26 protein-coding genes are annotated in these 23,743 nt (G+C 71.6%); 11 read left to right on the plus strand and 15 right to left on the minus strand.

Going from position 1 to position 23,743, the window contains the following annotated elements; genetic code table 11:
- Positions 1 to 66 precede the first annotated feature (66 nt).
- The 5 genes from ABZ459_RS47840 to ABZ459_RS47860 all read right to left on the minus strand — a co-directional run bounded on the left by ABZ459_RS47840 (position 67) and on the right by ABZ459_RS47860 (position 4,592).
- Positions 67 to 2,049, minus strand: a complete 1,983-nt coding sequence (locus tag ABZ459_RS47840) for a serine/threonine-protein kinase (RefSeq protein ID WP_357986502.1) — start codon at positions 2,047 to 2,049, stop codon at positions 67 to 69.
- Positions 2,050 to 2,144: 95 nt separating this feature from the next.
- Positions 2,145 to 2,663, minus strand: a complete 519-nt coding sequence (locus tag ABZ459_RS47845; protein WP_357986505.1) for a DUF402 domain-containing protein — start codon at positions 2,661 to 2,663, stop codon at positions 2,145 to 2,147.
- Between the two features lie 127 nt (positions 2,664 to 2,790).
- Positions 2,791 to 3,195: a hypothetical protein gene (locus ABZ459_RS47850; protein ID WP_357986508.1), complete on the minus strand. Its 405-nt coding sequence runs from the start codon at positions 3,193 to 3,195 to the stop codon at positions 2,791 to 2,793.
- A gap of 253 nt (positions 3,196 to 3,448) precedes the next feature.
- Positions 3,449 to 3,982: a hypothetical protein gene (locus ABZ459_RS47855; protein ID WP_357986511.1), complete on the minus strand. Its 534-nt coding sequence runs from the start codon at positions 3,980 to 3,982 to the stop codon at positions 3,449 to 3,451.
- Positions 3,983 to 4,088: 106 nt separating this feature from the next.
- Positions 4,089 to 4,592, minus strand: a complete 504-nt coding sequence (locus ABZ459_RS47860; RefSeq protein ID WP_357986514.1) for a helix-turn-helix domain-containing protein — start codon at positions 4,590 to 4,592, stop codon at positions 4,089 to 4,091.
- Positions 4,593 to 4,672: 80 nt separating this feature from the next.
- Here ABZ459_RS47860 and ABZ459_RS47865 point away from each other — a divergent pair, with 80 nt between their 5' ends.
- On the plus strand, positions 4,673 to 5,269 hold the full coding sequence (locus ABZ459_RS47865) for a dihydrofolate reductase family protein (RefSeq protein WP_357986517.1): 597 nt from the start codon (positions 4,673 to 4,675) through the stop codon (positions 5,267 to 5,269).
- On the plus strand, positions 5,263 to 6,099 hold the full coding sequence (locus ABZ459_RS47870; RefSeq protein ID WP_357986519.1) for an MBL fold metallo-hydrolase: 837 nt from the start codon (positions 5,263 to 5,265) through the stop codon (positions 6,097 to 6,099). Before ABZ459_RS47865 ends, ABZ459_RS47870 begins: the two co-directional genes overlap by 7 nt.
- Before the next feature lie 79 nt (positions 6,100 to 6,178).
- Here ABZ459_RS47870 and ABZ459_RS47875 read toward each other — a convergent pair whose 3' ends face one another.
- The 5 genes from ABZ459_RS47875 to ABZ459_RS47895 form a co-directional block, all read right to left on the minus strand.
- On the minus strand, positions 6,179 to 7,171 hold the full coding sequence (locus ABZ459_RS47875; RefSeq protein WP_357986522.1) for an MBL fold metallo-hydrolase: 993 nt from the start codon (positions 7,169 to 7,171) through the stop codon (positions 6,179 to 6,181).
- Between the two features lie 206 nt (positions 7,172 to 7,377).
- Entirely contained in the window at positions 7,378 to 7,575 is a 198-nt protein-coding gene (locus tag ABZ459_RS47880; RefSeq protein ID WP_357986525.1) for a hypothetical protein, read from the minus strand.
- A 119-nt stretch (positions 7,576 to 7,694) separates the two neighbouring features.
- Positions 7,695 to 7,955 carry a hypothetical protein gene (locus tag ABZ459_RS47885; RefSeq protein ID WP_357986528.1) on the minus strand — a complete coding sequence of 87 codons (261 nt, stop codon included), beginning with the start codon at positions 7,953 to 7,955 and terminating at the stop codon, positions 7,695 to 7,697.
- 9 nt (positions 7,956 to 7,964) lie between these two features.
- Positions 7,965 to 8,153 carry a hypothetical protein gene (locus tag ABZ459_RS47890; protein WP_357986531.1) on the minus strand — a complete coding sequence of 63 codons (189 nt, stop codon included), beginning with the start codon at positions 8,151 to 8,153 and terminating at the stop codon, positions 7,965 to 7,967.
- 201 nt (positions 8,154 to 8,354) lie between these two features.
- Positions 8,355 to 8,819: a MarR family transcriptional regulator gene (locus ABZ459_RS47895; RefSeq protein WP_357986534.1), complete on the minus strand. Its 465-nt coding sequence runs from the start codon at positions 8,817 to 8,819 to the stop codon at positions 8,355 to 8,357.
- A 131-nt stretch (positions 8,820 to 8,950) separates the two neighbouring features.
- Here ABZ459_RS47895 and ABZ459_RS47900 point away from each other — a divergent pair, with 131 nt between their 5' ends.
- Both ABZ459_RS47900 and ABZ459_RS47905 read left to right on the plus strand, forming a co-directional pair.
- Entirely contained in the window at positions 8,951 to 9,772 is an 822-nt protein-coding gene (locus ABZ459_RS47900; RefSeq protein ID WP_357986537.1) for an NAD(P)H-binding protein, read from the plus strand.
- Positions 9,773 to 9,923: 151 nt separating this feature from the next.
- Positions 9,924 to 11,345 carry a hypothetical protein gene (locus tag ABZ459_RS47905; protein WP_357986540.1) on the plus strand — a complete coding sequence of 474 codons (1,422 nt, stop codon included), beginning with the start codon at positions 9,924 to 9,926 and terminating at the stop codon, positions 11,343 to 11,345.
- A 64-nt stretch (positions 11,346 to 11,409) separates the two neighbouring features.
- On the opposite strand, the gene ABZ459_RS47910 is transcribed toward ABZ459_RS47905, so the two are convergent.
- From ABZ459_RS47910 to ABZ459_RS47920, 3 genes are all read right to left on the minus strand, one after another.
- Positions 11,410 to 11,679, minus strand: a complete 270-nt coding sequence (locus ABZ459_RS47910; RefSeq protein ID WP_357986543.1) for a hypothetical protein — start codon at positions 11,677 to 11,679, stop codon at positions 11,410 to 11,412.
- Positions 11,680 to 11,818: 139 nt separating this feature from the next.
- Entirely contained in the window at positions 11,819 to 12,871 is a 1,053-nt protein-coding gene (locus ABZ459_RS47915) for a winged helix DNA-binding domain-containing protein (RefSeq protein WP_357986546.1), read from the minus strand.
- On the minus strand, positions 12,868 to 13,854 hold the full coding sequence (locus tag ABZ459_RS47920) for an NADP-dependent oxidoreductase (protein WP_357986549.1): 987 nt from the start codon (positions 13,852 to 13,854) through the stop codon (positions 12,868 to 12,870). The genes ABZ459_RS47915 and ABZ459_RS47920 overlap by 4 nt, the downstream gene beginning before the upstream one ends.
- Positions 13,855 to 13,916: 62 nt before the next feature.
- On the opposite strand from ABZ459_RS47920, the gene ABZ459_RS47925 reads away from it, so the two are divergent.
- From ABZ459_RS47925 to ABZ459_RS47945, 5 genes are all read left to right on the plus strand, one after another.
- Entirely contained in the window at positions 13,917 to 14,885 is a 969-nt protein-coding gene (locus ABZ459_RS47925) for a YafY family protein (RefSeq protein WP_357986551.1), read from the plus strand.
- Positions 14,886 to 14,962: 77 nt separating this feature from the next.
- Entirely contained in the window at positions 14,963 to 16,606 is a 1,644-nt protein-coding gene (locus ABZ459_RS47930) for a hypothetical protein (protein ID WP_357986554.1), read from the plus strand.
- A 134-nt stretch (positions 16,607 to 16,740) separates the two neighbouring features.
- Positions 16,741 to 17,049, plus strand: a complete 309-nt coding sequence (locus ABZ459_RS47935) for a hypothetical protein (RefSeq protein ID WP_357986557.1) — start codon at positions 16,741 to 16,743, stop codon at positions 17,047 to 17,049.
- 52 nt (positions 17,050 to 17,101) lie between these two features.
- The gene (locus ABZ459_RS47940) at positions 17,102 to 17,827 is read left to right on the plus strand and encodes a hypothetical protein (protein ID WP_357986560.1); all 726 of its coding nucleotides are present in this window, start codon (positions 17,102 to 17,104) and stop codon (positions 17,825 to 17,827) included.
- On the plus strand, positions 17,784 to 18,884 hold the full coding sequence (locus tag ABZ459_RS47945) for a hypothetical protein (protein WP_357986563.1): 1,101 nt from the start codon (positions 17,784 to 17,786) through the stop codon (positions 18,882 to 18,884). Before ABZ459_RS47940 ends, ABZ459_RS47945 begins: the two co-directional genes overlap by 44 nt.
- A 48-nt stretch (positions 18,885 to 18,932) precedes the next feature.
- Here ABZ459_RS47945 and ABZ459_RS47950 read toward each other — a convergent pair whose 3' ends face one another.
- Both ABZ459_RS47950 and ABZ459_RS47955 read right to left on the minus strand, forming a co-directional pair.
- Positions 18,933 to 21,467: a tetratricopeptide repeat protein gene (locus tag ABZ459_RS47950; RefSeq protein WP_357986566.1), complete on the minus strand. Its 2,535-nt coding sequence runs from the start codon at positions 21,465 to 21,467 to the stop codon at positions 18,933 to 18,935.
- Positions 21,464 to 21,814: a hypothetical protein gene (locus ABZ459_RS47955; RefSeq protein ID WP_357986569.1), complete on the minus strand. Its 351-nt coding sequence runs from the start codon at positions 21,812 to 21,814 to the stop codon at positions 21,464 to 21,466. Before ABZ459_RS47955 ends, ABZ459_RS47950 begins: the two co-directional genes overlap by 4 nt.
- A gap of 379 nt (positions 21,815 to 22,193) precedes the next feature.
- On the opposite strand from ABZ459_RS47955, the gene ABZ459_RS47960 reads away from it, so the two are divergent.
- Both ABZ459_RS47960 and ABZ459_RS47965 read left to right on the plus strand, forming a co-directional pair.
- Positions 22,194 to 23,570, plus strand: a complete 1,377-nt coding sequence (locus ABZ459_RS47960; RefSeq protein WP_357986572.1) for an MFS transporter — start codon at positions 22,194 to 22,196, stop codon at positions 23,568 to 23,570.
- Between the two features lie 21 nt (positions 23,571 to 23,591).
- Positions 23,592 to 23,743 (plus strand): NAD(P)H-binding protein (locus ABZ459_RS47965; RefSeq protein WP_357986578.1); only part of this gene is annotated, 152 nt, incomplete at its 3' end.

The following is a 23,743-nucleotide window of genomic DNA, read 5'->3' on the forward strand; positions in this document are numbered from 1 at the left end:
CGATCACGCTAGACCATGGCTTCACCGACCCGCCGACGGGGGTTTCCCTCTTCTCCCGGGCGGCGTTCAGGACGGGTACGGCGGGCCGAGCGACCAGACGTCGGCCCCGTACGCCTCTCCGGCGAGCAGCACCATGCGATCGCCGACGCGGCCGATCGCCATGGATTCCGGCCCGTAGACCGGTTCCATGGGCGGCGCGAGCGGGCGGCCGGTGTCCAGGTTCCACACCTGGATGCCGTTGTGGCTGGTGTCCTCGTCGTCCTTCAGGCTCACCGTGCTCACGGCGACGGGGACGTCACCGAGCTCGCCGATGGCCACGGAGCCGGAGACGGTGTCGCCGATGTTGTCGATCTCCTTGATCAGTTTCCGCGTCCGCAGGTCCCACACGCGCAGATCGCTGGAGACCACTACGGGGGAACCGTTGAGCAGGCCGACCGTCAGCCCGTTGCCCGACCGGGTGGTCAGCGGGTCGCCGACCTGCCGCCCCGTCGTCGCGTTCCACACGCGCAGGACGCCGTCCACCCCGTCCAGCGAGACGGCCACCGCCGACTTGCCGACCTCGATGAGCGCCAGCGCGTCGATCTCGTCCAGGTCCCCCGTGAAGGTACGCAGGAGCTTGCCCGACGACACCTCCCACATCTTGATCGTCTTGTCGGCGCCGCCGGTGAGCGCGAAGAGCTGCCCACCGAGCGTGCCGAGGGCGACGGCATCGACCCGCTTCGTGTGCCCGGTCAGTTCGGTGACGGTGCTCCTGCCGCGGACGTCCCAGACTTCGACCGTGCCGTCGAACCGCCCGGTGAGCGCCGTCGCCCCGGACGCGGCCAGTGCGGTGATCGGGCCGCGATGCGGTGGTGGATAGGAGAGTGACAGGGTCTCGTCCGCGACGAGGTCCCAGAACGTCACTCCCTCCTCGTCGGCGACGAGGGCGACGGACCGGCCGTCGTACTGCGCCATGGCCACCGCCTGGGCGTGGGCGTCCTTCCCGCTCGGGATCTCGCCGAGGTGGGCGCCGAACCCGGTTCCCTGCCGCGACCACACGATGGCGGCGGCCACGGCGACCGCCACGGCCACGGCCGCCACCGCTGCCGTCATCCGCGACCGCGGCCGCGCCGCGCCGGGCAGGCCCCGAGGCGCGGACCGCGGCCGGGCAGGGGCGGCCGGTACGGAGGGCGGTGGGAGGCTTCGGGGGCTTTCGTCGTGCACCAGTGTCCGCCGACCGGCCGCGTTCTCCCCGGCGAGCGGATCGTGTCCTAACAGCCGCAGCAGCACCTCGTGCGCCGCCGGCCGGTCCGCCGGCCGCTTGGCCAGGCAGCGCCGTACGATCTCGCCGAGTTCGCCCGGTAGGGCGGGCAGTTCGGGCTCATGGTGCATGACCCGGTGCATCGCCAGCGCCGCGTTGTCGCCGCCGAACACGGTGCGTCCCGTGGCGGCGAACAACATCGTCGCCGCCCAGGGGAACAGGTCGGAGGCCGGGCCCACCTTCTGGCCGGAGATCTGCTCCGGTGACATGTAGGCAGGCGTGCCGACCAGCCCGCTGCTGGTGGAGGCGGTGGACTGCACCGCCTTGGCGATGCCGAAGTCGATCACTCGGGGCCCGTCGGGCCCCAGGATCACGTTGTGCGGCTTGAAGTCGCGGTGCACGATGCCGGCCCGGTGGATCGCCGCCAGCGCCGTCGCCGTGCCGATCGCCAGCCGTTGCAGCGCGCCGTCCGCCAGCGGGCCCGTCCGCCTGACCGCCTGGTCGAGCGACTCGCCCTGGATGAACTCGCTGACGATGTACGGCAGCCCCTCGCTCACCCCGGCGTCGAGCACCCGGGCGGTGCAGAACTCGGCGACCTGCCTGGCGGCCTCGGCCTCGCGCAGGAACCTGGCGGCGACGTCGGGGTCGCCGTTGAGCCTGGCGTGCAGCAGCTTGATCGCCACCCGTTCGCCGGACGGCCCGTCAGCCAGGTAGACCGCGCCCTGCCCGCCTTCGCCCAGGGCGCCGAGGAGACGGTAGCGCCCGACCTGGACGGGCTCGCCGGGGCGCAGCGGACGCGGCTCGGCCACGCATCCTCCAAGATCGGTCCTACGGACCCGGCACATCATAGATCGCCGCCCGCACCGGCGGCGAACGGCTCGGCCTCACGGTTCTGGACGTGCTCTCATCCGGCGTCGAAGGGCGGCAGGTCGGCCAGGTCCAGAACGGCCGCGGGCGGGAAGTCCGGCCACGAGCTCGGCGGATCCTGGTCCAGGTTGCGCAGGTGCCGGTCGATGAAGCGCTGGGTGTCGCGCAGAACCCTGACCGTGGTGGCGGCGTCGATGGCGCCGTTCTGCAGCGCGTCGGCGAGCTCGTCGAGATCCAGGATCTCGTAGCGCCGGCCGGCCGGGAGCACGACGATGTCCACGTAGAGGTCGCGGACCGTCAGCCGCTTCGGCCCCGCTTCCTCCACTTCGACCAGGTCGACGTACCAAGCGCCTTCGAGTGCGTCCACGAAGGTGACCGGCCTCCGGATCTGTACCCCCTCGTCGGCGAGCACGAAGCAGCGGTCGGTCGTGGGACGGCCGGGAACCCGCCACGGGGGAAGGATCTCGACGTCGTAGGCCACGATGTCGTCGCCGGTCCGGACGCCGGAGCACCATTGCCCGGTGCGGTGGTGGACACGTACCTCTTCAAGAGTCACGAACCGCAGTATGGCCGCGCCGGGACACGGCTGCTCCGACTGCCGTGCATGGTCATCGGTCCGGAGCGCAGGCGTTCACGTCAGCGGTGCAGCGCCCCCTTCACCACCAGCCGGCGTTTCCACCCGGTCAGGCGTTCCCAATCGCGTTTCCAGGTGCCGTCGTTCGAGGGGCGCCCATCAGCATGAACGGTCGCGCCAGTCCGCTGTCGGGGATCGGGAGGAACAGGCTGCCGTCCAGGTTGATCCCCGCGTGTACCCGGGCATCCTGCACCATGGTCTCCGGGACGGCGGCCCCGCCGATGGACTGGCCCGCCATCGCGATCCGCGCCGGATCGCTCAGGGCGCTGCCCTTCCACACGGGCCGCGGCCCGGTCAACTGGTCGAGTACGAAGCGCATGTCGATCGCCCGGCTCCTGATCACCCTCTGGCCGAAGTCGGCGTCGTTGACGTTCGCGCAAGCGGCGCAGGTGGCGACCCGCCCGTCAGGGAAGGTGGTGGCGAAGTTCTCGTAGGTGTGGTCGACGCCGGCCACCACGTACCCCCCTGCTCGCCAGGTCCTCGGGTGACGCCGGGCGACAGCAGTACGAGCGGCAGGCCGCCCCGGCGTCCGGAGGGCTCGGCGCCTTCGAGGGCGTTCGTACGGGTGCGGCTCAGCCTCCTTGGGGGAGCTCTCTGGTCCTGGCCGCGGGGACCCACGGGTCGGGGCGGGAGGTGTCGGTCAGGTGCAGGGACGTCGTGCCGACCCGGTGTGGGCCGGTCGGCGTCGGGAGATGCGGCGTACCGGGCTAGTCAGGCTGCGCGCCGCGGCCCAGCCGGTGCCGCACCCATTCTCGATGGGCGTCGCCGACCTCGATGCTGTTCTCGTCGAGAGCGTTGGCGATGTGGAAGCGTCCCGTATCGAAGGCGAACTCCACCGCGAGGGTGCCGTCCGCCACGTCGGGACGTGATGGCCGCCACTCCAGCAGGGCAACCTCGCGCAGTTCCTGGCCGACGAACGACTCCAGCCGTTCATCGGCGCCGGACCACGCCGGGGTGAGTTCTTCGTACTCCTCCCAGCCGGTGATCGGGGCCGTCGTGTCGATGGCGTTCCAGCTGATCGACAGCTCATCGAACTTCGAGTGGCAGATCTCCACCTGGACGCCGTCGAAGTCCAGGACGACGGGGCAATCGGCATACCAGTCCCCGTCCTCGACGAAACGTACGAGCGCGAAGCCGCTCAGACGCCGACCGGCAAGCGCGGCCAGGCCCGGCCCGTGTTGCCCGCGGATGGCTTCGAGTCCGACGAGAAAGGTCGGCTCGAAGCCGGAGACACCCATCACGACAGGCGATTGTCCAGGTTCACCGCGAAATCGGCCAGTCGATGTCCACCGCGGCGCCGTTTCGGCGTGGCACCAGGGGCAGGCCGGGGAAGGCGTCGCCCGCTTGTCACCGTTGATCGGCGTGGTCTTGCGGGGTGGCCGCGGCGCGGGCGGCGTCGAGGCGTTCGAAGGGGCCTGGGCCGTCGTGCGGCTTCGGCGGGGCGTCGAGGTGGCGGACGCGCAGCTCGTCCATGAGCTCCTCGATGAACGCCGGACCCTCGTCCCGCATGGCCTGCTGCCGGCTCCGGAGCTCGTCGCTGCCCGGACGCCAGTCGAGGCCCCAGTTGCCGAGGGCGTAGATGATCGGCAGGGTCTGGATGCCGGCTTCGGTGAGGCTGTAGCGAGCGCGCTGCCCCCGCGCGGCGGTGCCGCGGGCGAGGATCCCCGCCTCGACGAGCCGCACGAGGCGGTCGGCCAGGATGTTCGAGGCGATGCCCTCGATCGACCCGGTGAGCAGCGCCCGGAAGTGGCGGCGGTCGCCGAAGATGACGTCGCGCAGCACGAGCAGCGTCCAGCGATCTCCGAGCACCTCGACGGCGGCGTTGATCGGGCATCCGGACCGTGGTTCCACGATTCCTCTCCTCCTTGACAGGGTTTTCGCTCCCCCTATAGTAGTTGCAAATTGCAAGCGCTTTTTCCGAGGAGGAGCTGATGGGTCGCTTCGTCTACTCGATGCAGGTGTCCCTCGACCTGCGGATCGAGCAGGTTCCGGGGGACGCCGGCGCCGGCGAATGGCTGCGTGTCGACGAGGAACTGCACCGCGAGGCCAACGCGCGGATGCGGGCGCTCGCGCTCATGGTCCACGGCCGGGTCTACTACGAGGTCATGGAGGAGCACTGGCCACGGTCGAGCGAGGACACGTCGCTGCCGGACTTCATGCGTGAGTACGGCGAGATCTGGACCGCCAAGCCCAAGGTGCTCGTCTCCCGCACGCGCCGCAGCGCCGATCACAACACCCGGATCATCGGCGGGGACGACGCGATCGAGCAGCTCGCCGCCCTGCGTGCCGAGACCGACGGCAGCATCAGCGTGGGCGGCGCGGCGCTCGCGACGCAGCTGCTCCGGGCCGGGCTTCTGGACGAGTTGCTGCTCTTCACCCACCCCGCGATCCTCGGATTCGGCAGGCCGCTGTTCGACGACTACGACCTGCCGATCGACCTCGACCTGATGGAGCAGCGAACGTTCGAACATGGCGTCACGATGCATCGCTACGCCATCCGGGACGCGAAGGAGGCGAGCTCGTGCTGAGGCAGGTCGCGGAGGGCGTGTGGGTCCACGAGAGCGCGTTCGTGCAGAGCAACGCCATTGCGGTGCGGGGCCGGGCCGGTGTGCTGCTCATCGACCCCGGGGTGACCGGCGCCGAGATCGACTGCCTCGCGAACGATCTCCGCGAACTGGGCCAGCCCGTTGTGGCGGGGTTCTCCACGCATCCGGACTGGGATCACCTGCTCTGGCACGATCGGCTCGGCGAGGTGCCCCGTCACGGCACGGCGCGCTGCGCGGCCACCGTCCGCGAGCAGCTGCCGGACGAAGACGCGAAGACCCGCGTCGCCGACCACCTGCTGGAGACGGAGATCGCCGGCCAGGTACCGCTGGACCTGCTCGGCCGCATCACCGGCCTGCCCGCCGGAACCACGCAGATCCCCTGGGACGGCCCCGAGGTCCGGATCGTCGAGCATCAAGCACATGCCCCTGGCCATGCGGCGCTGTTGATCGAGGAACGCCGGGTTCTCGTCGCCGGCGACATGCTCTCCGACGTCCTGGTTCCGATGCTCGACCTGGACGGCACCATAGACCCGATCGAGGACTACCTCGCCGCCCTGCGGCTGCTGGAGGACGTGGCGGGCGGCGTCGACGTCGTCGTCCCCGGCCATGGTTCCGTCGGCGGATCCGACCAGGTGAAGGCGCGGATCGAACAGGACCGGGCGTACGTGCTCGCGTTGCGGAGCGGTCACGTCGCAGCCGATCCGCGGATCGGCCCGTCGGCCGAGCCGGGCTGGGAGTGGGTGGGCAGCGTGCACGAAGGGCAACTCCAGAGCCTCGCCCGGAGAAGCGAGCGCGACGGGACGTCCCACTAGCGGGTGCACACAAGCCACCAGGCACGCCGACGCTCAGGCCCGGGAGTGATCACGGCCCGCAGAAGCCCGCGGGCGCTCGTCAGCAGCAGGCGGGGGTCGGTCGGCCGCGGGCGGCGGATGTCTCCTCGTCCTGGGCGATGCGGCCGCGCATCATGACCTCCATGACCTTCATGAAGCGCTGCGTCCTGGCCCGGCCGATGACGAACGGGTTGGCCGCACCCGTCGTTCCGGCGCGCAGCCGCTCGATGCGGGTCAGGCCGTCGTCGACGCCGCCGTGGTTGGTCAGCTCGACCTCCACCCCCGCCCGCCGCATCGTGGCGGCGAAGCCGAGCACGGAGGCCAGGGTGGTGCGCTTGTCGGCGGTCGCGGCGGGCGGGTTGGTGCCGCCCCAGAACATCGCGGTGTGCCGCCGTCCCTTCCAGTGCACGGGGAAGATCGACGAGACGGTGCCGGGCGTGTGCCCGGGAGTGTGGTGGAAGACGATGGTGGTGCCGCCGACGGTGAGCTTCTGGCCGTCGGCGATCTCCAGGTCGCGTTCGGGCGCGTTCGCGGGACGTTCGGCGGCGATGAGGTTCCAGTCGCGCCGGCTCATCATGACGCGGGCGCCGTAGCGGTCGGCGAGGAACTGGGCGCCGCCGAAGTGATCGGCGTGGCCGTGGGCGACCACCACGTACTTGATCTGCGCGGGGTCGGCGCCCACGGCGCGCAGCCCCGGGACGATGATCTTATCGGCGTCCTCCGGGGATCCCATCGCGTCGACGAGCACGATGCCCCCGGCGGTGAACAGCGCCGTGGCCTGTACGAAGGTGGTGCCCAGCACCGCCACGTCGTCGAAGACGCGCAACGGGCCGAGGGGCTTCGGCTCCGGCATCGTGAGGTCGGGCGCGAGCGCCTTGACCAGGGCCCGCAGGACGGGGTCGTCACCGGCCAGCGCGGCCGCGCGGTCGTAGTGGTGCTGAGCACGCTTGGGAACGGTGGCGGCGGCGGCTTCGACCGGGCGGCCGGCCAGCGGCAGGAGAGCCGCGGCGGCCAGCAACGCACGGCGGGACGGGACGGACTGCCCGAGGGACATGGTCGAACACCTGCTCTTTCCCGGGCACAGATCTTGATCTGATCGGCCCAGAGGGACGTCGATGCCCGTCCAGCAGATCAGAACAGATCTTGTGGCGTCCAATACTGGTATGGGACGTCAGCCGATAGGAAAGTGGATATCGATGCTGTTCCGCCAGGCGGACGATTGCCGCCGCCACCTCATCCAGGGCCGGAAGGCGTGCCCCGTCAGCTGCCGAACTCCTCGGCGATTCGCTGCGTGATGGCCTCCACCTTGGGGGTGTAGGCCCGATAGAAGTCCTTGCCGCACTCCAGGTCGTCCAGGGCGGCCTTGATCTCCTTGGCCAGGTACGGCTGGGCCTGGGCGGGGGTGAGCATGGCGCCGAAGGTCCGCTTGGTCTCGCCCTTCCTGGCGGGCGACGGCACGTCGGGGACGTCCTCGCGCTGCCGGCGGCCGACCTCGTCCTCCTGATCGAGGAACGCGAGGCGGCCACGCTGCGACAGCTCCGTCGGCCTGGTGCTGGAGATCTTGTACCCCTTGCCCGTCAGACGGCCGCGACGACGGCGCAGGCGTTCACGGCCTTCCAGTAGCTCTTGCGCTGAGCCGGGGAGAGCTTCGTCCAGATACCCCCGTTGGGGTCGGCTTTTGAGAGGTCGGGCATGCTGTCGGGGCTGTCCGGGCCCTTCGGGTGGACGTACACCGAGAAGACCTCGAAGCCGTACTTCGTCCGCTGGGCCTTCAACGCCTCGTAGTCGCCGGCTCTGCGTTTCAGCTCATCGTCGGTCAGGGGATCTTCCTGCGGCACGTGGGCGACCTACCGGAAGCCCTCCTTCTTCATGCAGTCCGCCTTGACGGATTCGAACTGGCGCCGCTTCTCCTGTGCCGTCGCGGCCGACTTGGCGGGAGGCGAAGCAGCCGTCCCGGTCGGCTCGGCGTCGCCGCCGCAGCCGCTGAGCACGGCTGTCGCAACCAGCGCCAAAGCGGTCTTTCGGATGGTGTTCATGGTCGGCCCCCCGGCATCTCATACGTCACGCGCGCATGCGACCGCCCGGGCATCTGTACGGCCCGTGGTGGCGTCCGGCGGGTGATCTGCTTCAGCGACCCACGCGGCTAGCGCCCAGCGCTGCCGCGGTTCAATGGAGTATGGTCAATCGCGACCCGAGTGGACGGCGCGAGGCCGGCCCGGACGCCTTCGAGACACGCTTCAGGCGGAAGTCGTGAGGCGCTGCGCCTGAGCGCGACCCACCGAGGCGGCCCGCTCGAGATAGTCGGCGATCAGGGCGAGCGCGTCGTCGTCGTAGTGGTCGAGCATCTCGACGAACGCCCTGCCCGGAACGTCCCAGGCCGAGCCGATCCGAGCGCGGGCCTCCGGGGTCAACGCGACCAGGGCACGCCTGCGGTCGGCCGGGTCGGCGTGCCGTACGACGAGACCCGCCTTGTCCAGGCGGTCGACCAGGCGGGTGGCCGATCCGGGGGTCAGGCCGGCCAGGCGGGCGATCTCGCCGGTGCTGATCGGCCCCTGCTCCAGGTCGAGCAGGGCCACACACTGCAGGTCGGTGGGGTGCAGGCCGAGCCGGTCGGCCATGGCCTGGTTGAACAGCGTGTAGGCCGCGTAGTGGCGCTGACTCTCGTCACTGATGCGCTTGAGCATCTCGGCTCGATTTGACACGTGCGGCTCCATCGTCCTCATAATGTTCGTCACGCAATACTTGTGTGACGCAACTTCTGTGTCGCGCTTTCATTCTATCGACAGGCGTCGCGCTCAGGTCGCGAAGAGCCTGCGAAGGGATCTGTACCGATATGACCATTCTTGTCACGGGCGCTCGCGGCTCCGTCGCGACCGCCCTCATCGGCCTCCTGCGCGAGCAGGGCTTGTCTGTACGACCGGCCTCCAAGGCCCCCGCCGACCCGTCCGTCGTCCGGTGCGACCTGCGCGATCCGTCCACCTTCGGCGCTGCGCTCGCAGGCGTGACCTCGGTGTTCCTCTACGCCGAGCCGTCACACGCGCAGGAGTTCGCCGCGGCGGCCGAGGCGGCCGGGGTCGAGCACGTCGTGCTGCTGTCCTCCGCCGCCGTGCTCGTGCCCGACCCCGACAGCAGCCCTTTGGCCGCCTCGCATCTCGTCTCCGAACGCGCCCTGGCCGCCTCGCCCGTGCCGAGCACCGTGCTGCGGCCCGGCACCTTCTGCGGCAACGCGATGGCGTGGTCGTGGGCGATCAAGTCGGGAACGCCGATCACCCTGCCCTACCCGCACGCGCACGTCGACGCCATCCACGAAGCGGACATCGCGGCGGTGGCGGCCGCCGCTCTGGCCGACCCCGCCCTCGGCGGCAGGACGTACACACTGACCGGGCCCCAGTCGCTCACGTTCACCGACCAGATCGGGATCCTCTCCCGCGTCACCGGGCGGGACATCGCGATCACGCCCGTCACCCGGCAGGAGTGGACGGCCGAAATGGCGCAGTACATGAACGCGGCCTTCGCGGCCGCCCTGCTGGACTACTGGCAGAGCTGCGACGGCCGTCCGATCGAACTCACCTCGGTCGTGGAGGAACTGACCGGGACACCCGCGCGGACGTTCGCCTCCTGGGCCGAGGAGAACCGGGCGGCGTTCCTCGGCTAGCAGATCGAGCGCGCCGCTCGATGGACACCACCGGCCGCGCGGCCCTTGCGACTCCGGTCGCAGGCGGATCGCGGAGGTCATACCGGGGTCGCAGGCAACTCTCGGCCTCGGGCCCGATGTCCGGCCGAGCTCATTGCGCCACGGTGATCACATGAATGTGACCGTGTTCGGCCTGTCCCTCGTGGAGCTCCTGGTCTTGGCGTCCGCCGTCGTGCTGGTGCTGGCCCGCTGGCTGCCCCCCGGAGCGCGCCGGCCGTCGACCCTGGCCGGTGCGGCGGCCCTCGTGGTGTCCGCGACCGTGCTGGCCGTGCTCGGGATCCGCTGGCAACTCCTTCCCATCCTGGCGGGAGGGGTCATCGCGCTGGCGTTCGCCGCGCCCTCACTGCTGGGGTGGCGTGCCGGGCGGCGGGCGCGATGGTGGCTGGCGCTGCCGGGGTCGGTGGCATGCCTGGCCCTGGTCCTCGCGGGCGCGACGGCGGCGTGGGCGCTGCCCCTGCCCGTGTTCCCCGAGCCGTCGGGGGCGTACGCCGTCGGCACCACCGTCGTGCAGTGGACCGACCCTGATCGCGCGGAAGTCGCCACGTCGCGTACCGACGACAAGCGGACGATCGTCGTCCAGCTCTGGTATCCCGCGCAGGACGCTCCGCCGGCCGCCCAGCGCGCGCGGTACCTCGGCCGCACGGCACGAGAAGCACAGCTCGTCGCCCGCGGTGAGGCCGACTACCTGGGCCTTCCGGCCTTCGTCCTCGACGAGCCGACACGCGCCCGCACGCGTTCGGTGCCCGATGCGCCGGTGGCCGGCGGCGGTGACCGGTTCCCCGTGGTGCTGTTCTCACCCGGACTCGGAGGTGTGCGCACCCAGAACACCGCCTGGGCCGAGGAACTGGCCAGCCGCGGGTACGTCGTGGCGGCCGTCGACCACCCGTACGACTCGGCCGTCGTCACCCTCGCCGACGGCCGAGCGGTACGCACCAAGGTCGCGGCCACCGGCGACCAGGCGGAGGACGACAGGCGCGCGGCCGGATGGACGGCGGTCAGGGCCGCCGACCTCAGCTTCGTCCTCACCCAGTTCGGCCGCCTGGACCGTGGAGAGATCCCGGGCCTGCTGAGCGGGCGGCTCGACACCCGCCGCGCCGCGGCGACCGGTCACTCCCTCGGGGGCGCCGCCGCCCTGCAGGCCGCCCGCCAGGACCCCCGGTTCGCAGCCGTCATCGACCTGGACGGCTTCCCCCGCGACCCCGCGACGCGACCGTTCCACCAGCCCGTGCTCGCGCTCACCCACGACGTCGAACCGGGCGAGGAGCCCGACTACATCCCGCGCCTCACGCAGGTGCTCCAGCTCAGCACGGCGACCGGCTACCGGCTCACCGTCCCCGGCACGGCGCACCTCACCTTCACCGACGCCCCGCTCTTCATGCCGCCCCTGCCCGCGCTCATCGGCTCTGTCGGCCGGACCGCCGGGCCGCGCATCACCGCGGCGGCCACCGTCGCCTTCCTGGACGCCACACTCCGCGGCAGCCCCGGCGACCTGGCCGCCACCCTGTCCAGGTACGGCCGGCTGACCGTGCTGTGACGGCCTCCACCGGTGATCATGGCCAGGAGCCCGAGCAGCACTTCCGACGCGGAGGACGCACGCGTTACATGCAGATCGGGTGGCAGACCCACTTGCCGTGCCAGAAGACGCAACGCTCGCACACCCCGCGTTCGCCCGCCTCGTCCGCGATCGAGGCCTGTTCGAAACCCAGAGGCGCCAGCAGCCCGGCGAGCTCGCGCTCGTCGCCCGCCTCGACGGCGGCGCTGAACCTGCGCTCGAAGTCCTTGTCGAACTTCAGCAGGACGGCCAGCTCATGGAGCTTACGGGCGTAGCTCAGCAGGTCATCGGCGTTGGGACGCTCATCGGTGGTCATGCCGCGACTCTCCCCTAAAGGATGCCCCCGAAGCCTGGCCTCGCAGACAATTGACCCGAGGTCAACGAAGGTATGAAGGATGCCGTCTTCTCCCGGCCGGCTCTGACCTCGTGCCGGCCGAAGGCACTGATCGTCATGTTCAGCGGCGTGACAGGAACGGCAGCAGTCGGCTGATCTCGTGGTCGACCGCCTGCTGTTCGTCCCGCGAAAAGCTGCCGAACGGCGCCAGTCGTACTTCGCCCGCGGTGAAGGACCAGGTGCCGCGGACGTAGCCGTCGATGAGCACGGTGGGCAGGACTCTGGCCTGTCCGGGGGCGACGTGCCTGCGGTCGGCGTCGGCGATGATGCGGCTGCGGTCGGCGTGGCCCAGGAGGGCGTTGTCGTAGGCGGGCAGCAGCCGTACCGGTGCGGGGGTGTCGGGGTCAGGGAGCGGGACGTCGGGCAGGTCGAGCAGGCGCCGTCCGTCGGGCCCGGTGTAGTGGCGCAGCTCCGCGCCCATCTCCGGGACGATCTCGTCCAGCCGGGTCAGCCCGGACCACGCCTGGACGTCCGCCACGGTGGCGGGCCCGAAGGCGGCCAGGTAGCGGCGGACCAGGTCGCGGAGCGCGGCCGGCTGCGGGGCGTCGACCGGGGCGGCGCTGACGGTGATCGATGAGCGGGTCCCCCAGCCGCCCCAGGACGCGGTGGCCGGATCGTGGACGAGCGGGGTGCGCAGCTCGATCTCACCAGCCAGGATGCGGCTGTCGCGGCCCGGATGCAGGGTCGCGAGGTGGCCGGCGAGCTCCTTCCTGGGCAGCGGACCGGGCCGCAGCAGGGCGCGTCCCTCGGCCACCAGCGTTTCGGGGTCGAGTCCGGCGTTGTTGCGCCGGAAGTGCGCCGAGCCGGCGGTGCGGTTCAGGACGGGCTGCAGCACCGGCCGCAGCCGACGGAAGTCGTCGGCTGCGGCGAGGTGCATCGTGCTGCGCAGGAAGCCCGACCGTACGACCCGTCCCTGGGCGATCAGGGTGGTGAGGTCGGCGTGGGTGAAGTGGCGGATGCGGGCCCACAGTCCGACGTAGGGCCAGTTCGGCTCCTGCGCCTGCATGGCGACCAGGCGGCCGATCACCTCCAGGGCGGTCAGGTCGGCCCGCTCCAGCAGGAACTGCCGCTGGAGCAGGGCCCGGTTGAGCGCCCGGCGGGACAGGACGGTCATACCAGCCGCACCGAGACGTTGCCGCGGTACTCGCCGCGCAGCAGGGCCAGGAACGCGCCGGGCACGCCGTCGATGCCGGTCTCGACGACGGTCCGCGGATAGACGAAGCGGCCCTGGTCGAGCGCCGTGCGGAAGTGGCGGTGCCAGGCGGCGATCTGGTCGGGGGTGTGGTGGCAGGAGAACGGCAGCAGCTCGACGCCCCTGGCCAGGGCGGCGTCGCGGTCGGGTGCCGGGAAGCGGTCGGAGGCGGCGCCGAGCTGGGTGGACAACGATCCGCACAGGGCGAACCTGGCACCTGGCGCGGCGGCTTCGAGCGCGGCGTCGTACAACGCGCCGCCGACGGTGTCGAAGAAGACGGTGATGCCTTCCGGGGCCAGCTCCTTGAGCGCGGCGACCGGGTCGTGGTGGTAGTCGAAGGCGGCGTCGAAGCCGAGTTCGTCCACGAGGTAGTCGGCCTTGGCCTGGCTGCCCGCGCTGCCGATCACCTTCCTGGCGCCGAGGTTGCGGGCGATCTGCCCGGCCAGCGAGCCGACGCCGCCGGCCGCGCCGGAGACGAAGACGACGTCACCCTCGCCGACCTTGGCCACGTCCGCGACGCCGTGGTGGGCGGTCGGGCCCTGGGCCAGGTGGTAGCTCGGGTCGGGATAGGCGTCCGGGTCGAGCTTGACGTAGGAGGCCGCCGGTCCCGCCGAGTGCGTGCTCCAGCCGCTCATCGACTGGACCAGGTCGCCCTCCCGCAGGTCAGGGCTAGCCGAGCTGAGCACGGTGCCGATCGCCATGACGCCCACCCGCCGGCCAGGCTGCCAGGCGGGGATCGGGAGGTGGCAGTCGGCGCGCATGAGTTCGAGGTAGGTGGCGGCCAGCCCCAGGTAGTCGGTACGGACCACGACCTCCCCCTCGATCTCGGCCGGCGCGACGGTGAAGTGCTCGGGGCCGGGGACGGCGGCGATCTGGGCGGTCAACTGAACCTCGTGAGTCATCATGGTGACCACCGTAGGGAGGCTTCCGGCCAGTTTCTGACCGGAAGTATCCGGATAATGGGGATGTGGCCAACACCAGTTCCCGCACGCTCACCCTGCTGTCGTTGCTGCAGACGCACCGCCACTGGCCGGGTGCGGATCTGGCCGAGCGGCTCGGCGTGTCGGAACGCACACTTCGCCGGGATGTCGATCGCCTGCGCGAGCTGGGCTATCCCGTGCACGCCTCCCGAGGCACCGACGGCGGCTACCAGCTGGCGCCCGGGGCCGTGCTGCCGCCGTTGCTGCTCGACGACGAAGAGGGCGTCGCGCTGGCGGTCGGCATGGGAGACGCGGCGCAGAGCGGCATCGCGGGCCTGGAGGAGGCGGCGGTGCGCGCGTTGACCAAGGTGGTGCAGGTCCTGCCGCCCCGTCTGCGGACCAGGGTGAACGCACTGCGCGCGATGACCGTCTCGGCGGCCTCCGCCGGGCCGGTGATCCCGGCGGAGGTGCTGACGTTGATCGCCCAGTCGTGCCGGGACCAGGAACGGCTGCGCTTCCACTACGTCACACGCGCCGGCGCGCGAACCGAACGTGAAGTGGAGCCCCATCGCCTCGTCGCGCTCGGCGGCCGCTGGTATCTGGTGGCCTACGACCTGACCAGGCACGACTGGCGCAGCTTCCGCCTCGACCGGCTGGCCCAGCCACGCAACACCGGCGCCTCCTTCCTGCCGCGGCCGCTGCCCGGCGGGGACGCCGCCGCGTTCGTACGCACCGCGGCTCAGGTCCCCACCGCCAAGACCGTGGTCGCGCTGGTTCACGCACCGGCGGAACAGGTGCGCCGGATGGTCGGCCAATGGGGTGAGATCGAACCGGTCGCCCCCGATCGATGCCGCCTCACGATGATCTCCACCAGCCTGGACTGGCCCACGCAGGCGCTGGGCAACATCGGCGCCGAGTTCGAGGTGCTCGAACCGCCGGAGTTCGTCGATCACCTGAGGAACTGGGGCACCCGTTTTCTCGACGCCGTCGACAGATCGGCCCCGGGGTTGCGGTGACAGTCGTGGCCGAGATGGGAACTCAAGTTCGATATTCACTTGACTCGGCTGTGACAGATGTGTCTAGATCTCAGTTTATGATCATCAACTTACCCCGGAGCCGGCGCACGCGTTCGGCGCGGTGGTCAGCCGCCCTGGTCGTGACGGCCGGCCTCCTCGCCACCCTGGCGCCCGCCGCCTCGGCGGCCGACTCCACCACGTACCTCGAAGGCGTCACCGGTGTCGGTGACGTGGCCGCGGGCGGCGGCAAGGTCTTCGTCGCCGCCCGCGACAGGATCGTCGTCGCGGACACCGACGGCGCCGTGACCGGCGCCGTCACCGGCCTGTCCGGCGCCGACGGCCTCGCCCTGACACCGGACGGCAGCCGGCTGTTCGCCGCCCTGAGCGGCTCGAACCAGGTGGCCGAGATCAACGTCGCCGACCTCACCGTCACCAGGCGAATCGATCTGGCCGCCTACCCGTGCCCGACGCACCTGTCACTGTCGGGCGACCGGCTGTGGGTCGGATACGGGTGCACGTTCGGCGGCGTTCTCAGCCTGGACGTGTCGGCGGCGACGCCGCAGCCGACCAGGATCGTGAGCGACATGCACGGGGCTCCGCTGGTCGCCGCCGCCGGGGACACGGTGGTGCTCGGCGAGTCGGGCATCAGCCAGAGCGACCTGCTGGTGTTCGACGTGAGCACCACGCCCCCCACTCGGCGCGGCATCATCGAGGACGACCCGTACTCGGCCAACCTGGAGGATCTGACCATCACGCCGGACGGATCGACGGCCATCTCGGCGTTCGGCGCCGCGCGCTGGTACACCGCCTGGGACACCACGAGCCTGGCCAAGGTCCGCACCTACGGCGTCGAGACGGGCCCGGAGTTCTCCGGCTACCCGATCGCCCTCGCCATCAGCCCCGACGGCTCCCAGGTCGCGGGTGGACGGGTGTCCGGCCCCGACGTCGCCCTGTACGACGCCGCGACGACGACGAAGACCTACACCGACGACCACCCCGTCGGCGAACTCGTCCCCCGGACCCTGGCCTTCTCGGGCGCCGACGTCTTCGGCGTGCTGAAGGAGCAGAGCACCGGCAGGTTCAGCCTGTGGCGGCTGGCGGGCGCCACCCTCCCCGCGTCGGCCGTGAGCCTGACGGCCCCGCCTTCGGCGACCGCGCTCGAACCGCTCACCGTGACGGGCGCGCTCACCCTGTCAGGCGGTACGGCTCCCGGTGCGCAGCCGCTCGTGGTGACCCGCAAGCTGCCCAACGGCACCAGCACCACGCTCCCCACCGTGACGACGGCGGCGGACGGCACCTTCACCCTCACCGACACCCCGCCGACCGGCGGCGCGATCACCTATGCCGCGCTCTGGGACGGCAGCCCCGGCTTCCGGTGGAGCAGCACGTCGGTGACCCTCACGGTGGCCAGGCACGCGACATCGCTCACCCTGTCAGGCCCGCAGAACGGGAAGATCGGCAAGCAACTCGCGCTCGGCGGCACCCTGGACATCGGCGGCCATCCGCCGGCCCCGCTCTCCTACGTGAAACTGGTGCGCACCATCACCGACGACAGCGGCACCACGACCGTGTCGCGGTCGGTGCCGCTCGCCACGGACGGCTCGTTCAGCACGGCCGACTCACCCCGCGTCAACGGCCAGTACGCCTACACCGTCGAGTGGGCCGGTGACGGCGCGACGCTGCCGTCGCAGGCGAACCACACCGTCACGGTGAAGGACTGAGAGATCGGCACCGCCCGCGCCGGGGGCGGTGCCGTCACCGGACGAGAGGTCCTTGTATCGCCGGAGAGAGTCACTGAAAGTAATCATTAAAATACATACTGTGATGGAACTGGCCGCCTTCGAAAGGACCTCCCATGCGACCCATTCCCGCCATCTCAGCCGCAACAGCCGCCGTCGTCCTGGCGCTCGCCTGCGCCACGCCCGCGGCCGCCGCTCCCGGCATCGTGCGCCTGTTCTCACCCGACGGTCAGAGCAGGCTCGTCACGGACCCCCTGCCCAACCAGTGCCACCCCGGTTTCGGCCCCGACAGTGGCCTGTTGAACCGCACCTCAGGCACCATCCTGGTCTTCCCGGACTCGAACTGCCGGATCAGGGTCTTCGACCCCGTGGAGCCCGGGGCCGCCAAACAGGGCAACATCGGAAGCTTCCTCGCCATGAACTGATCCAGTACGGATCGGCCGCTCGACCGGTCAGGGCAGGCCGAGGGGGAGACGGATGCGCTGCCCCGCCCGGCGGCAGCTCTCGGCCGACACCCTCGGCTCGCGCCGCGCCACCGCCAGATCGACGCACGAGCCCGCAGCGTCCGGGGCGCCGGCCACGTCGAAGGGCCCGTCCTGGAAGGCGTCGCGATGGTCATGTCGAGGAAGGCCCGCGCTGGGCGCCCAGCGCGGCCTTGGCGCGGTCATCGACTGGAGCTGGCAGCTGCTGAGCGACGACGAGCGCACGGTCGCCGAACGCGTCTCGATCCTGCCCGGCGGCGTCACGCCGGCCTCGGCCGCCGCGGTCTGCGCGGGCACCGCGGTGCGGGCCGACGAGATTCCCGAGCTGCTGGCGGCCCTGGTCGACCGGTTGCTGCTGCAGCTCGCGCCCGATCCGGGCCGATACCGCATGCTGGAGACGCTGCGCGAGTACGGCGCCGACCGCCTGGCCGGGACGGGCGACCTCAGCACCGTCCGCGACCTGGCCGCCCTGCGCCGGCGGTGCGACAGCGGCGACGCTCGCGGCGCGGTCGCGCTCGCCCTGAGTCTGACCTGGTACTGGCAGATGTTCGGCCGGCACCGCGACGCGGCCTACTGGCTGGGCGAGGCGCTGGCGGTGCCCTCCGGGGGAGCCGACGCCCGAACGCGACTGCGCTCAGGCGATCTACCTGGCCAACCGGGTCGACACCCGGCCGGGGATGACCGCCGGGGAGGCCGCCGACGACCGGGCGCGGATACGTGAGCTGACCAACCGGCTGCTCGCGTACCCGGAGCTGCCCGGCCCGTACGGCGTGTACGCGCTCACGCTCGCGTTCCTGCAGGAGGACAGGACTGCGCTGGCGATCGTCGAGCAGCTGGCCGACGGCGACGACGTGTGGCTGTCCGGGCTGGCCCGCATGTTCCGGGCCCGGCTCGCCGAGAACGCGGGCGACCTCGACAGGACGCGTGCCGACGTGACCGCGGCCCTGGCCCGCTTCCGGCAGGTCGGCGACCGCTGGGGCCAGGCCACCGCGCTGCCGATGCGCGCCCAGCTGCGGCAGTACGACGGCGACCTGGACGGCGCGCTGGCCGACCTGCGCGAGGCCCGGTCGCTGGCCGCCGAGTTCGGCTCGCTCAGCCTCGGCGACCAGGTGTTCAGCGACCTGCGCTGGATCGACCTGCACCTGCGGCGCGGCGACACCGTCCTGGCGATCACGATGATCGAGTCGGCCCGTGAGCGGGTGCGGCGGGCGACGTCGAGGGAACTGCTGGCCCTGTTCGACGCGTGGGAGTCCGGCTTCCGGATACGCCTCGGCGACCTGCACCGGGCGCGCGCCCTACTGGACGAAACCGAACGGGACCTCGACGCCGAACGGGACCTCGACGGCGACACCACGTTCGCCGGTGACCACGTGCGGACGCTGGTCGGCAGCGCACGGGCCTGGCTCTGCCTGGAGACGGGCGACCTGGCCGGCGCGGAGAAGGCGCTGGAGAAGGCGTACGCGGCGACGTTGCGGACCCGGGACCTGCCGATCCTGTCGCTGGTGGCGGTGAACGCCGCCGCGTACGCCGAGGCGCACGGACGGCATCACGACTCGGCCGTCCTGCTCGGCGCCGCGTCCCGGCTGCGCGGGGCTCATGACCACACCGATCGGCAGGTCGGCGAGCTCAGCCGCCGAGGGCAGGCCGCCCTGGGCGAGGAAGCCTTCGCCGCGGCGTACGAGAAGGGCTGGCGACTGGACGGCAGGACGGCCGCGACCGAGGTCGACCCGGCCCGGCTGCGCGGAGAACGCGGGACGGCCCACCCGGCCCCGGAGTGATCCGGCGAGGCAGGCCGCTCGGATGCCTCGCGGACCGGGATCCGTACGTCAACCGCCACCCGTCTCCCCCGCCTGCTCCGTCCAGTAGGCGAGTTGATCCCGAGTGGTCAAGGTATCGGGGTGTCCGGTGCCCTGAACGCGTTCGCGCACCTGGAGCAGGGCGGCGAACTGGTCGCGGGCGGCGGCCAGGTCACCCACCTCCCCCGTCCAGGCAGCCAGGTTGTGCCGGGCGGCCAGGGTGGCGGGGTGCTCTGCGCCCAGGATGCGCTCGAGGACGGGCAGCAGGGCCGTGTACTGGTCGAGTGCGGTGACCGCGTCCCCCGCCTCCCCCGTCCACCGGGCGAGGTTGTTGCGGGTGGCCAGGGTCGTGAGGTGTTCGGCGCCCAGGACGCGTTCCAGTACGGGGAGCAGGGCCGTGTGCTGGTCGAGTGCGGTGACCGCGTCCCCCGCCTCCCCCGTCCACCAGGCGAGGTTGTGCCGGGTGAGCAGGGTGGCGGGGTGCTCGGCACCCAGGACGCGTTCGCGCACCTCAAGCAGGGCGGCGAACTGGTCGCGGGCGGTGGCCGCGTCGCCCGTCTCGGCCGTCGACCGGGCGAGGTTGTGCCGCAGGGACACGGTGTCGGGGTGCTCGGCGCCAAGGACGCGTTCGAAGACGGGCAGCAGGGCCGTGTACTGGTCGAGTGCGGTGCTCGCGTCCCCCGCCTCACCTGTTCCCCGGACGAGGTTGTTCCGGGCGAGCAGGGTGTTGGGGTGCTCGGCGCCCAGGACACGTTCCAGGATGGGCAGCAGGGCGGCGAACTGGTCCCGGGCGGTGATCACATCCCCCGCCTCCCTTGTCCAGACAGCCAGGTTGTGGCGGGCGGTCAGGGTGTTGGGGTGCTCGACGCCCAGGACACGTTCGAGGACGGGGAGCAGGGCCGTGTACTGGTCGCGGGCGGTGGCCGCCTCCCCTGCCCCGCCCGTGAAGACGGCGAGGTTGTTCCGGGCGGCCAGGGTCTCGGGGTGCTCGACGCCCAGGACGCGTTCGAGGACGGGCAGCAGGGCCGTGTACTGGTCGCGGGCGGTGACCGCGTCCCCCGCCTCCCCCGTCCACCAGGCGAGATTGTGCCGGGCGATGAGGGTGTCGGGATGTTCGGCGCCCAGCGTCGCCAGAGCGTGGGTGTGGATGGCCTCCTGCAGCTGGGCGGCGGTCGCGTAGTCGCCGCTGGCATCGAGGAAGTCGACCAGGCGGTGCAGGCCGGGGGCGCCGGCCGGCAACACGGCGCGAGCGTGTGGCAGGAGTGCTCGACAGGCGGGCCAGGTGCCGATCGTCCGCGGCTTGTCGGGGAGCGCGGCCTGGACCGGCTCCGCCGCACCGGCGCGGACCTGCTCACGTCGGTCGGGCGTGAGCCGGTGCAAGGTGACGGCCTGGACGAGCCGGTGGACGCTGACCAGGTCCTCCGGACGGCCGGGCACGAGCTCGACAGGGCTGGAGGTGAGGGTGATCAGGCTGTAGGACTCCAGCAGCGCCAGCGCCTCGCCGACCTGCAACGGGTCGGCCTTGGGCAGGCCGTCCAGGACGGAGCAGGGCAGGTTGTCGGGGGCGAAGCAGGCCAGCAGGTTCAGCACGTCGATCGCGAACGGGTCGACGGCGGCGATGCGGGCGTGGCTGAGCGTCAGCACCTTGGCCACCACGCGTTCGGCGTCGACTCCGGCTGTCGCGGCGGCGTACATCCGGGCGGGGACGGTCGTCAGCAGCTCCAGGTAGGCGGCCAGGGTCATGCGGGGAGTGCGGGCGATGTAGGCGCCGGCCTGGGTCAGGGCGAGCGGCAGGTCCCCCAGCTGTGCGGCCAGTTCTCCCAGCCGGCCGGTGTCGGCGGAGTCCGGCGGGCCGACCAGGCCGGCCAGCAGGGCGATCGCGGCGGGGCGTGGCAACAGCTCCAGCCGGAACGGGGTGACGTTCAGGCGCTGCCAGCCGATGTCGCGGCGGGTGGTGATCAGCACATGGCCGTGGGCCAGGCGGGCCAGGTACGGCTCGACGTCGGCGACCTCCTCGACGTTGTCGAGGACGACCAGCCAGCCGGGGTGGGCGGCCAGCCAGCTCAGCGCCCAGGCGGCGGCCTCCTCCATGGTGGCCTGTTCGGCGGCCACCGAGTCGATGCCACAGGTCAGCGCCCGGGCCAGGGCGGCCAGCCCGGCGCGGATCCGGCCGGGGCCGTCGGCGTCGATCCACCACACCAGGTCGTGGTCTCGGCGGTGGTGGTGGGCGTACTGCAGGGCCAGCTCGCTCTTGCCGACGCCGCCCAGACCGAGCACGGCCTGGGTGATCACGCCGGGTCCCTTGGCGTCCCGCAGCGTCCGGCGCAGGTCGGCCAGGGCTGCGTCCCGTCCGACGAAGGCGCCCGCGGGGCGGCGCGGCAGGCCGGACAGCCCGGCCGGGACCGGCGCCGTGCCGGCCGGGGGCAGGGGCCGCCGTGGGGACTGCTGGGTGATCTGGGTGATGGTCTGGTCGCGAGCCGCCTGGTAGACCCGGCCCTGCTCCCGGGCGACGCCCTTCGTCCGGATGTCCAGCCGCTCTTCGGGGCCGTCTGGCAGGAGGGTCATCGTTCGTCGCTGGTCTGGTCGCCGCCTGCCTGGTACACCCGGTCCTGGCCCGAGGCGCGCGCCCGCATCCGCACGTTCCGCGCGCCGTCACCGGTCGAGACGACGCCGGAGCGGTCGCCGCGCCCGGCGACCACCAGGGCGGCCGCACCCAGCGCCATGCCGGCGAACCTGCCGACCACGCCGGTCCGCTGGTCCAGCACCTGAAGCACCTGGGCAGGCACGTGCAGCCGATCGGCGAAGAACCACAGCACCCCGGCCGCAGGACAGACCACCAGCCCGACGGCCGCGGCGATCGCCACGGCCCGCCGAAGCGGCGCACGTCCCACCCCTGACGACGACTTCGACATGCCTCCAGGGTGCCCCCGAACCGCCGTGAGCGGACCGGAAGTGGCGAAGGCGTTACCGGTCGGGTTGCATCGCGCTGGCATGGAGTGTTAGCGTCGCCGGCGTCCGGTTGATCACCTCCCGGGCTTTCTGCGTCCTGGCGATCCATCGGGAGCCTCGAGAACAGACGAACACCATGAAGGACCTTGATCGATAGTCCCGCACGCGGGTGGATCAGGGTTGAGAGGGCCGAAAGGCCGGTTCGCGTCAGGTTCATGCCTGGCCAAGCCCATCTCCATCGCCCGTTCAGGGTCGATGTTCTTCCGTTCGTCCGCGGGCTCCGCTGGAGCCTGCTTCCTGATCGCTAGGATCTTCGTGACCTCCCGTTCTTCCGTACCTGTCGTGACCGTGTCGGCCGGCGCCACCAGAGTCGTCGTCCTCCTGATGGCAGCGGTCTTCCTGTCCCTGCTCGACTCCCAGATCGTCGCCACGGCGTTGCCCCGCATCGTCGCCGACCTCGGTGGCCTGGACCGGTTCGCCTGGGTCACCACCGGTTACCTCATCGCCGGCAGCGTCGCCGTGCCCGTCTACGGCAAGCTCGGTGACCTGTACGGCCGCAAACGCGTCTTCCTCGTCTCGATCCTGGTCTTCCTGGCCGGATCGGTCGCCTGCGGCCTGGCCCGGACCATGACCCAGCTGATCGTTTTCCGCGTCGTCCAGGGCATCGGCAGCGGCGGCCTGTTCATCTCGGTGCTGTCCATCCTCGGCGAGATGTTCACTCCTCGGCAGGGCGCCCGCTACTACGGCTGGTTCTCCCTGACCTTCGGCGCCGCGTCCCTGACCGGCCCCACCATCGGCGGTCTGCTCACCGGCCTGGCCGGCTGGCGCTCGATCTTCCTGGTCAACCTGCCCCTCGGGGCACTCGTCGTCGCCGTCGTCGCGATCCGGCTGCACCTGCCCGCCCGGCGCCGGCAGGCCCGCGTCGACTGTCTCGGCGTCATCCTCCTGGCCGCCGCGATCGTCGCGGTGAACCTGCTCACCACCTGGGCCGGCACCGCCTACGCCTGGACCTCCCCGGTCACGCTCGGCCTGGCCGCCGCCTGCGTGCTGTCGCCGGTGCTGTTCGTGCTCGCCCAGCGCCGCGCGGCGGACCCGGTCATCCCCTTGCGCCTGTTCCGCGATCGCACGTTCTCCGTCGTCGTGGCGGTCGGCTTCATCGCCGGGTTCCTCGGCCTCGGCATCGTCAACTACCTGGTGCTCTGGCTGCAGGCCGTCCTGTCCATCAGCGTCCAGACCTCCGGGTACCTGCTCACCGCGATGATGCTCGGGGTCGTCCTCGCCTCCTACGCCTCCACCAAGCTGATCGCCCGCACCGGCTCCTACCGTCGCCATCCCGTCGCGAGCATGGTCCTGTTCGCGCTGGCCGGGCTGCTGTGCGCGGTCGTCGACGCGGGCCCGGTCCTCGCCACCGTCCTCCTGCTGCTGTTCGGCATCGCCGGCGGGCTCAACTCCCAGGCCCTGAGCCTGGCCGCCCGCAATGCCGCCCGTCGTGACGACATCGGCGCCGTCCAGGGCACCGCCGCCATGGCCCGGCAGACGGGTACCGCGCTCGGCGCCTCCTTCTTCGCCGCGCTCGTGACCGGCAACCTTCCGGCCCAGCCTGGCCCGGCCGCCTACGCCGACGCGCTACACCTGGTCTTCCTCGCCGTCATCCCGATCGCGCTGATCGGGCTGGCCCTGTCCCTGCTCCTCCCCGACGTCAGGCTCTCCCGTTCCTGAACCACGCGGAAAGGACCTCTCATGTTGCTCATCACCGGTGCCACCGGCACTGTCGGCTCCGAACTCCTCGCCCTGCTCGCCGGCCGGAACGTCCCTGTCCGGGCCATGACCCGCGCTCCCGCCAAGGCCGCGTTCCCCGCCGGCGTCGAGGTCGCCACCGGCGACCTCGACCG

This window comes from Nonomuraea sp. NPDC005692, assembly GCF_040631115.1.
Classification (GTDB): Bacteria; Actinomycetota; Actinomycetes; order Streptosporangiales; family Streptosporangiaceae; genus Nonomuraea.

Coding starts and splice junctions, on each gene's coding strand:
- ABZ459_RS47865 (WP_357986517.1), top strand. CDS start 4,673: ATGGGTCGCTTCGTCTACTCGATGCAGGTGTCCCTCGACCTGCGGATC.
- ABZ459_RS47875 (WP_357986522.1), bottom strand. CDS start 7,171: ATGTCCCTCGGGCAGTCCGTCCCGTCCCGCCGTGCGTTGCTGGCCGCC.
- ABZ459_RS47890 (WP_357986531.1), bottom strand. CDS start 8,153: ATGAACACCATCCGAAAGACCGCTTTGGCGCTGGTTGCGACAGCCGTG.
- ABZ459_RS47900 (WP_357986537.1), top strand. CDS start 8,951: ATGACCATTCTTGTCACGGGCGCTCGCGGCTCCGTCGCGACCGCCCTC.
- ABZ459_RS47905 (WP_357986540.1), top strand. CDS start 9,924: ATGAATGTGACCGTGTTCGGCCTGTCCCTCGTGGAGCTCCTGGTCTTG.
- ABZ459_RS47910 (WP_357986543.1), bottom strand. CDS start 11,679: ATGACCACCGATGAGCGTCCCAACGCCGATGACCTGCTGAGCTACGCC.
- ABZ459_RS47915 (WP_357986546.1), bottom strand. CDS start 12,871: ATGACCGTCCTGTCCCGCCGGGCGCTCAACCGGGCCCTGCTCCAGCGG.
- ABZ459_RS47920 (WP_357986549.1), bottom strand. CDS start 13,854: ATGATGACTCACGAGGTTCAGTTGACCGCCCAGATCGCCGCCGTCCCC.
- ABZ459_RS47930 (WP_357986554.1), top strand. CDS start 14,963: ATGATCATCAACTTACCCCGGAGCCGGCGCACGCGTTCGGCGCGGTGG.
- ABZ459_RS47935 (WP_357986557.1), top strand. CDS start 16,741: ATGCGACCCATTCCCGCCATCTCAGCCGCAACAGCCGCCGTCGTCCTG.
- ABZ459_RS47940 (WP_357986560.1), top strand. CDS start 17,102: ATGCGCTGCCCCGCCCGGCGGCAGCTCTCGGCCGACACCCTCGGCTCG.
- ABZ459_RS47945 (WP_357986563.1), top strand. CDS start 17,784: ATGACCGCCGGGGAGGCCGCCGACGACCGGGCGCGGATACGTGAGCTG.
- ABZ459_RS47950 (WP_357986566.1), bottom strand. CDS start 21,467: ATGACCCTCCTGCCAGACGGCCCCGAAGAGCGGCTGGACATCCGGACG.
- ABZ459_RS47955 (WP_357986569.1), bottom strand. CDS start 21,814: ATGTCGAAGTCGTCGTCAGGGGTGGGACGTGCGCCGCTTCGGCGGGCC.